The sequence below is a fragment of the Streptomyces clavifer genome (genome assembly GCF_036345975.1).
In the GTDB taxonomy this organism is placed as follows: Bacteria; Actinomycetota; Actinomycetes; order Streptomycetales; family Streptomycetaceae; genus Streptomyces; species Streptomyces clavifer.
Map to the genome: position 1 here is coordinate 510,998 of NZ_CP107793.1, position 13,618 is coordinate 524,615.

General features: G+C 71.8%; 15 protein-coding genes. 3 read left to right on the forward strand and 12 right to left on the reverse strand.

Annotated features, from left to right (window positions below; genetic code table 11):
- Window positions 1-57 precede the first annotated feature (57 nt).
- Window positions 58-804 carry a VOC family protein gene (locus tag OG927_RS02115; RefSeq protein WP_079099312.1) on the forward strand — a complete coding sequence of 249 codons (747 nt, stop codon included), beginning with the start codon at window positions 58-60 and terminating at the stop codon, window positions 802-804.
- Window positions 805-1,009: 205 nt separating this feature from the next.
- Here the strand turns inward: OG927_RS02115 and OG927_RS02120 are convergent, their stop codons facing one another.
- The 4 genes from OG927_RS02120 to OG927_RS02135 all read right to left on the reverse strand — a co-directional run bounded on the left by OG927_RS02120 (window position 1,010) and on the right by OG927_RS02135 (window position 4,536).
- Window positions 1,010-2,911, reverse strand: a complete 1,902-nt coding sequence (locus OG927_RS02120) for a rhamnogalacturonan lyase (protein ID WP_056788112.1) — start codon at window positions 2,909-2,911, stop codon at window positions 1,010-1,012.
- Window positions 2,912-2,981: 70 nt separating this feature from the next.
- Window positions 2,982-3,314, reverse strand: coding sequence for a YkvA family protein (locus OG927_RS02125; protein ID WP_056788115.1), 333 nt, complete (start codon window positions 3,312-3,314; stop codon window positions 2,982-2,984).
- A 41-nt stretch (window positions 3,315-3,355) separates the two neighbouring features.
- Window positions 3,356-3,610 (reverse strand): WhiB family transcriptional regulator, encoded by a 255-nt coding sequence (locus OG927_RS02130; protein WP_056788118.1) that lies wholly within the window; start codon window positions 3,608-3,610, stop codon window positions 3,356-3,358.
- A gap of 86 nt (window positions 3,611-3,696) precedes the next feature.
- Entirely contained in the window at window positions 3,697-4,536 is an 840-nt protein-coding gene (locus OG927_RS02135; protein ID WP_056788122.1) for a helix-turn-helix domain-containing protein, read from the reverse strand.
- A gap of 214 nt (window positions 4,537-4,750) precedes the next feature.
- On the opposite strand from OG927_RS02135, the gene OG927_RS02140 reads away from it, so the two are divergent.
- Window positions 4,751-5,221 carry an ATP-binding protein gene (locus OG927_RS02140; protein ID WP_408058030.1) on the forward strand — a complete coding sequence of 157 codons (471 nt, stop codon included), beginning with the start codon at window positions 4,751-4,753 and terminating at the stop codon, window positions 5,219-5,221.
- Between the two features lie 26 nt (window positions 5,222-5,247).
- Here the strand turns inward: OG927_RS02140 and OG927_RS02145 are convergent, their stop codons facing one another.
- The 7 genes from OG927_RS02145 to OG927_RS02175 all read right to left on the reverse strand — a co-directional run bounded on the left by OG927_RS02145 (window position 5,248) and on the right by OG927_RS02175 (window position 9,967).
- The gene (locus OG927_RS02145; protein ID WP_330319590.1) at window positions 5,248-5,928 is read right to left on the reverse strand and encodes a ribonuclease H family protein; all 681 of its coding nucleotides are present in this window, start codon (window positions 5,926-5,928) and stop codon (window positions 5,248-5,250) included.
- Window positions 5,929-5,953: 25 nt separating this feature from the next.
- Entirely contained in the window at window positions 5,954-6,748 is a 795-nt protein-coding gene (locus tag OG927_RS02150) for an SDR family NAD(P)-dependent oxidoreductase (RefSeq protein WP_056788317.1), read from the reverse strand.
- A gap of 134 nt (window positions 6,749-6,882) precedes the next feature.
- Complete coding sequence (locus tag OG927_RS02155) at window positions 6,883-7,518, reverse strand: DUF6629 family protein (RefSeq protein WP_056788128.1); 636 nt, start codon at window positions 7,516-7,518, stop codon at window positions 6,883-6,885.
- A gap of 119 nt (window positions 7,519-7,637) precedes the next feature.
- Window positions 7,638-8,135: a peptidylprolyl isomerase gene (locus OG927_RS02160; RefSeq protein WP_056788133.1), complete on the reverse strand. Its 498-nt coding sequence runs from the start codon at window positions 8,133-8,135 to the stop codon at window positions 7,638-7,640.
- A gap of 153 nt (window positions 8,136-8,288) precedes the next feature.
- The gene (locus OG927_RS02165) at window positions 8,289-8,819 is read right to left on the reverse strand and encodes a lamin tail domain-containing protein (protein ID WP_056788136.1); all 531 of its coding nucleotides are present in this window, start codon (window positions 8,817-8,819) and stop codon (window positions 8,289-8,291) included.
- A gap of 267 nt (window positions 8,820-9,086) precedes the next feature.
- Complete coding sequence (locus tag OG927_RS02170) at window positions 9,087-9,395, reverse strand: hypothetical protein (protein ID WP_241191999.1); 309 nt, start codon at window positions 9,393-9,395, stop codon at window positions 9,087-9,089.
- 146 nt (window positions 9,396-9,541) lie between these two features.
- A complete protein-coding gene (locus OG927_RS02175; RefSeq protein ID WP_056788140.1) occupies window positions 9,542-9,967 on the reverse strand; it encodes a DUF6221 family protein in 426 nt (141 codons plus the stop codon).
- 269 nt (window positions 9,968-10,236) lie between these two features.
- Here OG927_RS02175 and OG927_RS02180 point away from each other — a divergent pair, with 269 nt between their 5' ends.
- On the forward strand, window positions 10,237-11,070 hold the full coding sequence (locus OG927_RS02180) for an alpha/beta fold hydrolase (protein WP_330319591.1): 834 nt from the start codon (window positions 10,237-10,239) through the stop codon (window positions 11,068-11,070).
- 48 nt (window positions 11,071-11,118) lie between these two features.
- On the opposite strand, the gene OG927_RS02185 is transcribed toward OG927_RS02180, so the two are convergent.
- Entirely contained in the window at window positions 11,119-13,554 is a 2,436-nt protein-coding gene (locus OG927_RS02185) for a SpoIIE family protein phosphatase (protein ID WP_330319592.1), read from the reverse strand.
- Between the last annotated feature and the right edge of the window lie 64 nt (window positions 13,555-13,618).

Here is a 13,618-nt window from a genome sequence, read left to right on the forward strand (position 1 = left end):
GGCCGCCCTGGCACGATGGCGGTGCCGGCCATGATCCCGAGCCCGCGGAGGAGCGACGTGATTCGCTGGACGTACGCCTGCATCGACCGCCCGACAGCCCTCGTCGGCCCCGCGACGGACTTCTGGACGACCGTCACGGGTACCCACGCGTCCGCCCCGTGGGGGGCGGGCAGGTTCACCACGCTGCTCCCCGACGCGGCGGGCGGAGCCGGCACGGCCGACGCCTGCCTGGTGGTACAGGCCGTCGGCGGACCGGGCGGAGCCCATCCGGACCTGGCGGTGGAGGACGTCCCGGCCTTCACCGCACGGGCGGCCCGGCTGGGCGCAGCGGTCGGTCCGCACGGACCCGGGTCGACCGTGCTGCGCTCCCCCGGCGGTCAGCCGTTCTGCGTCGTGCCCTGGCGCGGCCAGCAGGACCGCCCGCCGGTCCATGGCGGCCCCGGGCGTCCGGAGAGCCGGCTGGACCAGCTCTGCCTCGATGTCGCACCGGCCTCGTTCGAGGCGGAGGTCGTCTTCTGGACGGCACTGACAGGATGGGACGCGACTCCTGGCGAGCACCCGGAGTTCGTCGCGCTGCGCCCGCGCCCGGACCTGCCGGTGCACCTGCTGCTCCAGCGCCTGACCGAGGCCCGCCCCGCCTCGGCACACCTGGACATCGCGTGCCCCGACCTCGGCGCGGGGAGGGCCTGGCACGAGCGGTGCGGCGCCTCGTTCGTCCGCGACGGCCCCGCGTGGACGGTGATGCGGGACCCGGCGGGCGGCGTCTACTGCCTCACACGGCGCGCTCCGGAGACCGGCCGCTGACGACCCGCCGGCGCGACCGCCCCCGGACGGGGCACGGCCCGCGCCGGTCGGCCCGGTGACGCCGGCGGGAGGCGGCCACCGATCTCCCCGTGTTCCCCCCGCGGGCACCTCGAGCCCGTCCGGCAGGGCGTCGGCGACCTCAGGTGATCCCTGAGGTCGCCGCTGCCCTGGGTGCCGGAACCCCGCCGGAACCGCGTTTCCGCGGCTACGGCGTCGTGATGTCCGGCCGGGGCGCGGTCGCCATCCCGCTGCCGATGGCGAAGCTGGGGTGCGGCGGCTGGTTGTAGGCCGTGTTCTGCCAGGCCAGCGCGGTGCGGTACATGGTGTCGTGCAGCAGCGTGGTGATCTTCGTGCCGGTCTCGTACGGCGTGGAGTAGATCCGCAGCGCGGTGTTGTTGGTGGTCGGCCAGACGACCTCCTCGCGCCAGTCACCGAAGAGGTCTCCGGAGATCGACGGTGTGGCCTTGGTGCCGTTGTTGGAGTGGACGGACGCGCCGGTCAGCTGACGGGTGTCGGCCGAGGTGCCGTACTTGTCGATGTGGGTGCCGTCGAGGAGTTCACGGGTCGTGTCGCCGTCCCACCAGGACAGGAAGTTCGAGCTGGACGGCTTCCGGCTGCCGACCACGGCACCCTGCGGGTTCCGCACCCCGGAGACGGCGGAGGACCAGGACTCGGCACCTGCGCTGCCGGACCAGATGTCACCGGACACGCCGCGGCCGTTGTCGCCGCTCGCGGGGGTGGACCACAGGATCTGGCCCGTCCTCGCGTCCGCCATCCACGAGGACGGCTTGGAGCTGTCCTCGTCGACCTTGAACTCCTCCAGCCCCGGCCGGGAGGGGTCGAGGTCGCCGACGTGCATGGCGTCGCCGTGGCCGTTCTTCGTCGTCCACAGACCGCTGCCGTTGTCGTCCACGGCCATGGCACCGTAGATGATCTCGTCCTTGCCGTCACCGTCGGCGTCGGCGACGGACAGCTGGTGGTTGCCCTGGCCGTCGTAGCCCTTGCCGGAGTTGGTCGAACTGTTGGTGTCGAAGGTCCAGCGCCGGGTGAAGGCGCCGTTGCGCCAGTCCCAGGCCGCGATGACGCTCCGCGTGTAATAGCCGCGCGCCATGATCAGGGACGGCCTGGACCCGTCCAGGTAGGCGGTGCCGGCGAGGAAGCGGTCGACCCGGTTGCCGTACGAGTCGCCCCACGAGGAGACGGTGCCGCGCGCCGGGACGTAGTCGACGGTGCCCATCGCCGCGCCGGTACGGCCGTTGAACATCGTGAGGTACTCGGGTCCGGACAGGATGTAGCCGGAGGAGTTGCGGTGGTCCGCGGAGGAGCTGCCGATCACCTTGCCGGTTCCGTCGGTGCTGCCGTCGGCCGTCTTCGTCGCCACCTCGGCAAGGCCGTCGCCGTCGTAGTCGTACACCTGGAACTGCGTGTAGTGCGCACCGGAGCGGATGTTGCGCCCCAGGTCGATCCGCCAGAGCCGGGTGCCGTCGAGCCGGATCCCGTCGATGATCGTGTTGCCCGTGTAGCCGGACTGGGAGTTGTCCTTGGCGTTGGTGGGCTGCCACTTCAGTACGAAGTCGAGGGCGCCGTCGCCGTCCAGGTCACCGACGGAGGCGTCGTTGGCCTCGTAGGTGTAGGCGACCCCGTCGGGTGTCGTACCGCCCGCGGGCGGGCTGATCGGCACGTCCTTGTAGCCGGCCCGGAACTGGATCGCGTGCACGGAGTCGCTCTGCTCCACGCCGCCGACGACCGCACGCACCGTGTAGTCGGCGGTGGCGGGTGCGCCCGGGTGGAAGTAGTTCGTCGAGGCGGTGACGGGCGTGGTGTTGACCTTGGTACCGGCCCGGTAGACGTTGAAGGACACGTTGTCGGGGTCGGTGCCCAGCCAGCGCCAGCTGACGAGGTTGCCGCTGTCGGTGTGCACGCTGACGACACCGCGGTCGAGGGCCTCGGCCTGCCGGACGGTGGCGGCCTGCGAGGCGGGGCCGAGGGCGACGATCCCGCCGGCGGCGAGCAGCCCGGCAGCCAGCGAGCCGATCAGCGCCCGGTTGCGGGTGGCTCGGCGCCGACGGCGCGAGCGGGGTTCGGGGTGGGGAAACAGAGGCTCCACGAGAGGCACCTTCTGGCCGGGGACGGCTTACGACTCGTCAGTCGCCGCCCGGTGCCGAAAGGTTGCCGCGTCATTCCGCTTCTGTTCCGACCTGCCGGACTCCGGTCCGCCGGGACCCGGTGGGCCGCACCCCGATTCCGGCCGCGTGCGCCGCCGTGTGCAGCGAGCGCAGGGCGAGCAGCAGGAATCCGACGTCGTCGAGGTAGACGGGGTCGGGCAGCAGGTCGACCGGCGACACGGTGTAGACGATCGCGGCCCAGACCAGTGCCTTGTTGTGCAGGGGGATCCCCGCGTCGACGAGCAGCTTCCTGGCCCGGACCACCCGTACCAGGAGCACGGCCGCCGTGCCTGCGGCGAGGAGCGCGGCGACCGCACCGATGATGAGCCAGACCGAAGTGTCCATGGTTCATCGTCCACCCTCGCGGCGGCCGGAGCGCCCAGGTGTCACCCCTGGGCCCTGACGTGCCGGCGGGCGCGGCGCTTCAGGGCACGGCGTTCGTTCTCGCCGAGGCCTCCCCATACGCCCGAGTCCTGCCCGTTCTCCAGGGCCCATTCCAGGCACTGTTCCCGCACGGGGCAGGTCGCGCACACCGCCTTGGCGTCCTCGGTCTGCACGAGCGCCGGGCCGGTGCTCCCGATGGGGAAGAACAGATCCGGGTCCTCGTCGCGGCAGGCCGCGTGCATGCGCCAGTTGTCCATGACTTTCCACTCCTCTGCTGCGTGCTCGGGCGGTTGTCCCCTTGCGGATGACCGGCTTCGGGCGATCGAAACCACCTGGGACGCGCCTATCCGCCCCCGGGCAGAGGGGAGCCCGGGTGGGGCGCGGACGCACACGCGCTGTCCAGCCGGATGCGGTACTGCATCACCGTGTCCGGTTCATCGGTGATCTCCACCCGGGCGCCCGGGGTCTCCAGGACGGCGCAGTCGGCGATCTCCGGAGCCGGGACGCGCATCAGGTGCAGTGGCGGGACCCCCGTCATGGGGTGCGGCGGGAAATCGAGCGGTACCACCTGCACGGTGACGTGCGGCCGGTCCGCGGCCTCGGTGAGCAACGCCCGCTGCCCGGCCATCACCTCTGGACCGCCGACCCGCGTGTGGAGCGCGGCGGCCGGGAACAGCGCCCAGAGGGCGGCGCCGCGCTCCGCCATGCGCCGCTGCCGCTCCCCCAACAGTTCGACGCGCCGGGTCCGCTGCGCGGGGCTCTCGGCGGGGTACAGGATGCGGCACAGTGCCGCCGCGTAGTCCGGCGTGCGCAGCAGCTCGGGGACCAGCGCGGGGTGCCAGGTCCGGACGAGCCCGGCGGAGGACTCGATGCCGATGACCTCCTGCTGCCACGGCTCCATGGCCCCCCGCCACCGATGCCACCATCCGGGGAGGTTCGCGGTGCCCAGACCCGCCATGACCGGCTCGGCCTCGGCCGCGGGGACCCCGTAGCGGTCCAGGAGGACGCGGACCTGGCGCGCGTCCAGTCCCGTCTCGGCGCGCTCGATGCGCCGCACGGTCGCCGGGTGGGCGTCCAGCGCCTCGGCTGCCGCCTGCAGGCTGACTCCCGCGCGTTCGCGGAGCATGCGCAGACGCGCCGCGAGGACACGGTGCTCGACCGTCGGGCCGGATCGGGGCCGCATGCACACGCCTTCCTCGCGGGCTCGGATTCGGATCTTTTCAGGCATTCTGTCGCTTGCAAAGTATGCACTTTGCGCCGACAGTACATACATGTCGGAAATAGTCAGTTGCGCACGACTCGTCTCGGAGGATGCCGGCGGACGGAGCGCACAGAGCTGGTGGATGCCCCGTCTCGCCCAGTGCGTGCCGGAGGCCAGGCACCGCGTGCAGGAAGTCATGCGTGACTGGGGAGAGCCCGACGACCGCGTCGACACGGCGGCTCTGGTGGTGACCGAGCTGGTCACGAACGCGGTGCAGCACACCGCGGGCCGACGCATTCGGTGCCGTGTCCTGCGTTCCACGGGCAGAGTGCGCATCTGTGTGTGGAACCGCGGCAGGGGGCGCGTACCCGCGCCGTCCCGCCCGATGGACCCGGGCGCGGCGTCCCACCCCCGCGCCCCGATGCCACGCCGCCCGGAGCTGTCACACCGTGCCGGTGACGGTTCCCACGGTCTGCACGGTCCGAGCGTTCCGAGGAGTGCGGAGGGCCCCGGCCCGGTGGCGATGGGGGACCCGGACGGCCTCGAAGGCTTCGACCTGGCGTCGCTCCCCGAGGACGGCCGGGGTCTGATGCTCGTGGACATGCTGGCGACCCGGTGGGGAACGCGTACCAGCTTCTCGAGCCGCCTGGTGTGGGCCGATATCTGAAGGCCCCCGGGGCTCGTCCGGGCCGGTCAGGCGACCGCGGTCCGGCATTCGGGGTGGCCCCAGCCGTTCGGGTTCTTCGCGATCACGTCCTTGGCCGCGTACGGCTTCCCGCAGTGGCAGCGCCCCGCGAACTTCGCGCTGATCGTCGCGCCGGGACGCGAGGTCCTGACCGCACCCGCCGTGCCGCCCGCCCTGCTCTTCGACGAGCGCGCGGGAGCCGGCACCGGCAGTCCCGCGGCACCGTGCACCGTCCCCGCCGCCTGCTGCGACACGGCCACCTCGCTCGCGGCCTGGTCGGCGAGCGCGTTGAGCGGATCTCCGTCGACCTGGTGCGCGGGCACGTAGCGGAAGCTCACGCTGCGGCCGCCCATCAGGTCGTCGATGCCGACCACCAGCTCCCGGTTGGCGACCGGCTTCCCCGCAGACGTCTTCCAGCCGTTGCGCTTCCAGCCCGGCAGCCACTTGGTCACCGCGTTCATCGCGTACTGCGAGTCCATGCGCACCTCGACGGGCACCGCCGGGTCGGTGGACCTCAACAGTTCCTGCAGGGCGGTGAGCTCGGCGACGTTGTTGGTGGCGGTGCCCAGCGGGCCCGCCTCCCACCGCTGGGGGCGCCCCTGCCCGTCGGCCACGACCCATGCCCAGGCAGCAGGCCCCGGATTTCCCTTCGATGCCCCGTCACACGCGGCGATGATGCGCTCGTCCATGCGTCGATCATGCCAGCACGGATGCTCAGGGCACGATCGAGTCGATGTATCCACCGTCCACCCGCAGCGCCGAGCCCGTGGTGGCCGAGGCCTGGGGGGAGCTGAGGTAGACGACCAGGTGGGCGATCTCCTCGGGCTCGATCAGCCGCTGCAGCAGGGACTGCGGCCGGTGCAGCCGCATGAACTCACGCTGCGCCTCGTCCCACGGCAGGTCCGTGCCCACCAGCTCGCGGACGAAATCCTCGACGCCTCCGGTGTGGGTGGGCCCGGCGATCACCGAGTTCACGGTCACCCCGGTGCCCGCGGCCTCCTTGGCGAAACCCCGGGACACCGCCAGCAGCGCGGTCTTCGACATTCCGTAGTGGATCATCTCGGCGGGGATCACGATCGCGGAGTCGCTCGCGATGTTCTGCACCCGCCCCCAGCCCCGCTCGGTCATCCCCGGCAGGTAGCGGCGGATCAGACGTACGGCGCTGAGGACGTTCGTGTCGAAGTACGTGCGCCACTCGTCGTCGGTGATCTCCAGCGGCGGCCGGGATCCGAAGATGCCGAGGTTGTTGACGAGGATGTCCGCGACGGGCGCCTCCTCGCACAGCTCGGCCGCTCCCCGCTCGGTGGTGAGGTCGCACGCCACCGTGACGACGTCCGCGTCCGGCTCGGCGCCGCGCAGGACGTCCGCAGCCGTGTCGAGCCGGTCCCTGCCCCTCCCGGTCAGCACCACGCGGGCTCCCGCGCCGGCCAGACCGGTGGCGACGGCCAGACCGATGCCCTGTGAGGAGCCGGTGACGACCGCGGTCCTCCCTGCGAGATCGATGCGCACCCCACGGTCCTTTCGTCCCACGCCCACGGTGTACGGGATCGTCTCCACCCTGGCACTTCCGTGGCCCGGACGCCTTCCGGACGCGCCCTCGGGTCCTCGCCCCCGCGGTGTGCTCGTGGGACGGGGCGGGCGGATCAGCCGAACCGGTCCGGGAGCCGGGAGGGGGCGCGCCGACGGGTCCGGGCGAGGAGCACGACCGAGCACACGGCCGCGAAGGCGCACCACGTCGAGATGAACTCCGTGCGCCACAGCGTCACGCAGACCGCCGCGCCCACCGCGACCAGGACGCCCAGCAGTACGAGGCCGCGGTCGCCCGAGAGCAGCAGGGAGCCGATGGTGGCCAGCACGTAGCCCGCCACGAGGAGCCCGGGGCGGGGAAGGCCGACGACGTAACCGAGGGTGTGTCCGCGGATCTCCGCCGTGACGGGGTGTGCGGCGATGCCGTACGAGAGGGCGGCCGAGGTCACGATGCCTGCCGCGACGGGGACCGCCAGCCGTCGGCGGGCACCGGGCGGCACCGTGCAGAGGACACCCAGCGGCACCCAGAGGGCCAGCAGCGGAAGCGCGATCACCGCCCAGGCGGTGGTGGCGGGCCCGCTGCCGCCCCCGGAACGCCAGATCACGGCTTCGGTGATCTGGTGCGCCCCGAGGAGCAGCGGCAGTGCCGCGAGCGGCAGGTCACGGGCCCGTTCGAGGCGGGCGACACAGGCCACCCCGACCGCGACGATCCCCGTGCCCGCGACGAGATCGGCGGTCGCGCTCCAGCACATGGAGTCACGCTACGGTCCGGCGGGCCGCTGTTCCGGCCGACACGAGTGCCGCGGCGCGTGCGCGGGAGCGTGCGGGGCCCCGGCCCGCCGCACGGGCCGGCCGGAGCCCTGTTGCGAGGTCAGAGAACGCCGGACTCCGAGACGGCGATCTTGGCCCGGGTCGTGCCGCCCGAGGTGCCGTACGACTCGATCTTGCGGACGAGCTCCATGCTGGACTCGTCGGCGACCTCACCGAAGACCACGTGCTTGCCGTCCAGCCACGGGGTGACGACGGTGGTGATGAAGAACTGCGAACCGTTGGTGTTCGGGCCCGCGTTGGCCATCGACAGCAGACCCGGCTTGGTGTGCTTCAGGGTGAAGTTCTCGTCGGCGAACTTCTCGCCGTAGATGCTCTTGCCGCCGGTCCCGTTGCCGCGGGTGAAGTCGCCACCCTGCAGCATGAAGTCCGGAATGACCCGGTGGAAGGGCGAGCCGGCGTAGCCGAAGCCCTTCTCGCCGGTGGCCAGCGCACGGAAGTTCTCCGCCGTCTTGGGGGCCACGTCGTCAAAGAGGTTGAACACAATCCGCCCAGCGGGCTGGTCGTCAATGGTGATGTCGAAATACGCCTTGATGGTCATGGGGCCATCCTGACATCTGCGGCCGCCCACTGTTGCACGGGACCCCGTTCCACGCGGTCGGCCGACGCGTTCCCGGAGGGCACAGCGGTGCGGCGCACCACGGCGTGGGCCGTGGTGCGCCGCGGGAGGACGGGGTCCGCCACTACCGGTGTGTCAGCGGTTGTCACCGCCACCGCGGTGGTGTCCGCCGTTGTTGTGACCACCGTTGTTGTGTCCGCCGTCGCGGTGCCGGCCCCAGGACTCGGAGTCGACCCTGTGCCCGCGCCTGTCGCGGAGCGTGGCGGTGTCCTTGCTGTCCCACACGTAGTGGCGGCGGTTCTGGTAGACGTCGTGGCGGGAGTCGCGGCCCACACCGGTGTGGACGCGGACGGAGGAACGGCCCGGCAGGCGGAGGTCGAACTCGTAGGTGCGGCGGCTCTCGTCGGTGAGCGTCCACCCACGGAGGTTGACGGCGCGACGGCCGGTGTTGGTGACGGTGACCCACTCCGCGTTCAGGCTGCGGTTGGAGCCGTTGTCGCGACCCGGGCTCTCGTACTGGATCTCGCCCAGGACGACCGCCGAGCGCTGGGCCGGCCGGTTCTGGCCGTGGTCCCGGCCATCGGCCGTGGCCGGCAGGGCCGCTGCGGCGAGCAGAGCTCCGGAGGCGAGAACGGTGGCGGTGATCCGTCGTGCGGAACGGGACATGGAAACCCCTCATCATGCGGGCCCGGTACGGATGTGCCGGGCGTTGTTCGGCCCCGGCGTAGTGCCGGGAACGCAAACTTTGTCCCGCTTCCGAGGTGGCTGGAAAGAGGCCCTGATGCGCGTGACAAAATGCGGACATTCCTGTCACACACGGCTGCAGCCGACACGGATTCCGACAGTCGTAGACCTGTCAACCGTTGATCGCCGCACCGACCCGTTCCGGCTACCGACCACCGGGCCACAGCGCTCCGTATGCGCCGCATCCCGCTACCCGCGCACCCCCGGCCGGACCGCGCGGATGCGCGTAACAAAAGCGAGAGCGCTTTCCTGGACATGAGTAGCATTACTGCGGGAAATGAGCCCTTTTGTTCGAGCCCGCAGAACCCACCGGGCCGGAGCGATCCGGGCACGCTGTCCTCCACTGGTGACCAGCGCGTTCACCGGGCTCAGCGGATCCATCGCCAGGGACCTCGCCAGCAGCACTCCCACGGCCAACGGGAGCAGGGTGACCGCCAGCGCCGTGCCGGCCGTGGTGAGGTTCTGGATGCGGGGATGCCGCTGAGCGTCGGGGACCATGGTTCCCATTCGACCAGCGGCGGCCCGCGCCGGAATCGGGTCACGTACTCAGGAGCACCGCTCCCCCGTACTCACCCGCCGGCACGCACCGGCGCGAACCGGTCGGACGCATCGCACGGACCGGGGCGGACGCACTGTACGGCCGGTCAGGCCTCCGGGGCTCCCGAAGGCCCCCAGTGGGAGAACCGGGGCAGCCACTTCACCCGGTAGTCGGGGTGTCCCGCGTGTTCGCCGGCCATCTGCCGGACGACGAATCCCAGCCCCACCGCGCGCCCCGAGGCGAAGTCCTGATCGGGCCGGTCCGTGTCCCGGGACGCGATCTCCTCGTACTCGTCCAGGAGGACCCTGTTCGTCTCGATGCGGCGCAGGGTGCGTGCCGGGTCCTGGAGGGCGATGTGCCGGTCGTAGCCGCGGGACCGCACGACGAAGGCGATACCGCCCGTGCGGTCGTGCACTTCGCCGGGCGCCTCGGCCGGGCACCGCCAGCCGTCCCCGCCGGCTCCCCGAGCGATCTGCTCCTCCTCCGCGAGGCGTGCGCGCACGAAGGCCAAGAGGTCCGTGTTGTCTGCCATGTGGTTCCGAATCCTTCTCCGTCACGGGCCGGCGGCGATGCGCTCACCGCCACGGGCCCGGTCTACCCGACCAGCAGAGGATGCCTCACGAGCAGGCACTCGGCGCAGTCCGCCCCCGCGCGGTCCGCATGACGGACATCCGGCCACCCCGGCCGGGGCGGCGACGTCCCGAGTGGCGGGGGGAGATATCCGGGTGTTCACTGGTTTGCGGCCATTCCTGTCACGATCCACCGCGAATGACTCCTCAGATCGCCGGAAGCAGGTCACCCATGCCTTTCGTCACTGTCGGCCAGGAGAACACGGCGTCCATCGACATCTACTACGAGGACCACGGGAGCGGCCCCGCGATCGTCCTCATCCACGGCTACCCGCTCGACGGGAACTCGTGGGAGAAGCAGCAGCGCGTCCTGCTGGACGCCGGATTCCGGGTCATCACCTACGACCGCCGGGGATTCGGCGGGTCGAGCAGGCCCACGACCGGGTACGACTACGACACCTTCGCCGCCGACCTCAACTTCCTGCTGGACCACCTCGACCTGTCCGAGGTGATCCTGTGCGGCTTCTCCATGGGGACCGGTGAGGTCACCCGGTACCTGGGGAGGTACGGATCGGGCCGGGTCGCCAAGGCGGTCCTGATGGGGGCCATCCCTCCCTTCCTGCTCAAGACGGACGAGAATCCCGAGGGGGTCGACCGGTCGGTCTTCGATGGCATCAAGGAGGCGGTGATCGCCGACCGTCCCGCGTACTTCAAGGACTTCCTCGACAACTTCTACAACGTCGACACGTTCGGTGGCACGCGCATCAGCGACCAGGCGTGGAACAACAGCTTCAACGTCGCGGTCGCCGCCTCCCCGTTCGCCGCGCACGCCTGCGTGGACACGTGGCTCACCGACTTCCGCCAGGACCTGCCGAAATTCGACATCCCCACGCTCCTGGTCCACGGGGACGCGGACCGGATCCTGCCGTATCCGAACACCGCCGCGCGGCTGCCCGGGCTCATCGACGACCTCACGTTCGTGACGGTCGAGGGCGGACCGCACAACGTGGCCTGGACGCACCCCGAGATCGTCAACCCGGCGCTGCTTGAATTCGTCACGAAGTGACGGCCCGGGCGGGCCCTGGCTCATCGAGGACGCGAGGGCCGACCGTGATCAGCCGGCGGAATCGCGGCGGGCGGCGAGCAGCAGCGCGATGTCGTCGGGGCGGTTCTCGTCCTGGCCCGCGCGGGCGATGACGCGGTCGGCGGTCTCGGCGAGGGGCGCGTGGCCGACTTCGGCCAGGGTGCTGCGCAGGCGTTCGATCCCCTCGTCGATGTCCGTACCCGCCTTCTCCACCAGTCCGTCGGTGAACAGGGCCAGGACGGCTCCCCGCTCCAGCCGCAGGCCGGCGACCGGGTAGGACGCGGCGGGGTCGATTCCGAGGACGACACCGCCCGGCAGGTCGAGAACCTCGGTCCTGCCGCCGGGGTGCCGCAGGACGGGCTGGGGGTGGCCGGCCCGCACGGCCTGGGCGTACCCCGTCGCTGAGTCGAGCACCACGTAGCAGCAGCTGGCGAACTGGCCCGGATCGAGGTCGATGAGCAACCGGTTGGTGGCGCTCATGATCTCCTGCGGGTCGTGTCCGCTCAGCCCGAAGGCGCGTACGGCGCTGCGGAGCTGGCCCATCGTCGCGGCTGCGGCGACGCCGTGGCCCTGGACGTCGCCGATGACGAGGGCCAGCCCGCTGCCGGTCTCGATGACGTCGTACCAGTCGCCTCCGACCTCCATGCCCCGGGTGCCGGCGAGGTACCGCCCGATGGTCTCGACCTGCTCGACGACGGGCAGGCGGTGCGGGAGCAGGGCGTCCTGCAGTCCGCGGGCGAGGGCGGCCTCGGTGTCGTAGCGCTGGGCCCGCTGGAGCGCCTGGGCGATCAGACCGGCCAGGGCGGTGAGTGCGGTGCGTTCCTCGGGGCTGAAGCCCCGAGGCTGGTCGAAGCCGAGGATGCACGACCCGACGGGGCGCCCGGACGCGATGAGCGGCAGGAAGGCGCGGGCGCCGACATCGGTGTCCATGGGGATCCCCGGGTACGCCTCCGCCAGCTTCGTCATGGACTCGAAGAACAGCGGTCTGCCGGTCGTGAGCGTCTCCACGCCGGGGATGTGCGCGTCAAGGCCGACGCCGTCGAACCGGTTCAGGAAGCCTTGGGGGAAGCCCGTCTCCCAGGACAGGTAGAGGTGCCGTTCGCTCTGCAGGTAGATGGCCAGCTGTCTGCCCCCGAACGCGGGCAGCAGCTCCTCCGTGACCACGGCGGACACCTGGCGGGCGGTGACCGCCTCCGTCAGGGCGATGGCCAGGGCGACCGGGCGGTACAGGACGGCCGAGCGGTCGCCCGGGGAACCGGGTCCCGGGCCCTGTGCGTCGACGGGCGCCGGCGGGCGCTCGGGGCGCCCGGCGGCGCCGACCGTCACGGTGATCTCGTCCGGGCCGGGGTACATCGCCACGTTCAGCCACTCCGTCGCGGAGCGTCTGGCCAGGAAGTACACCGGGTCCGCGGAGAACAGCGCGGCCCTGTGGTGGTCCTCGTAGGCGGGGTTCGCGAGCCAGGGGAGCACCTCCCACAGGATCCGGCCGACCATCTCCGCACGGCTGTGGCCGAGGACCTCCTCGGCCAGCCGGTTGACGTAGGTGATCCGACCCAGCCGGTCGTGGGAGAGCGTGCCGCGCGGAATCCGGTCCGCGGCCTGTGGGAAGACCGGCTCGGTGCCCGGGTCGAGCAGGACACCGGACAGGCCCACGTGTCTTCGGGCGGGCCCGCTGCGGGAGAGTTCGACCAGGAGTGATCTGCCGTCCGGTCCGCGCAGTCGCATCCTGCGTACCTGCGGCTGCGCGGACCGCGCCGCCCCGGCGCCCAGGGTCCACAGCCCGTACGCGTCCTCGGGCAGCAGCCCGGCCGTCAGCGCCTCCATGGTGTCCGCGGGTCCGGTGCCGAGCATCAGACACGCCTCGTCGTCCGCGCTGAAGGCGCCGCTGACGGGGTCCCAGTCGAAGTGCCCGACCCGCAACGGCCGCACGGTGTCCGAGGGCAGCCGCACGGGTACGGGCTCGCCCTCCCACGTGATCGGCGGCCCGTCCGTCTCCAGTGCGGCGATGTCGGCGCCGAGCCGGCTCGCAAGGTCCTCCACCTCGCGGCGGTCCGCCATGCCGACGGGCTCGCCGCGCGTGGCATAGCGCAGCACGACGAGCACACCCACGGGCGTGCGCCCGCTCAGCACCGGTGCGTAGAGCGATCCGAACGGGAACGGCAGCCCCGCCATCAGCTGCGGGAACCGGCGCATGGTCTCCTCGGCATCGCCCAGGTACACGGGCTTGCCGGAGCGGTACGCCTCGGCCACCGGGAAGGGCCGGTTCACGTGCATGCGCCACCACGGACGCATGAGGGATACGGGCAGCCCCGCGAGGACCGCCATGAGGAGGAGGCCCGGGGTGCGGGAACGCAGGTAGACGCCGCCGGCGTACCCGCCCGCGGCGTCGATGGCACTCACCGCCGCCTGCGCGAGCACCGGGGACAGCCCGTCGGGCCCTCGGCTGCCGTGCGGTCTCCAGGTCACACAGTCAGGATGGGCACCACCGCGCCCCCGCGCACCTCCGCACCGGTGCGGAGGTGCGCGGTTT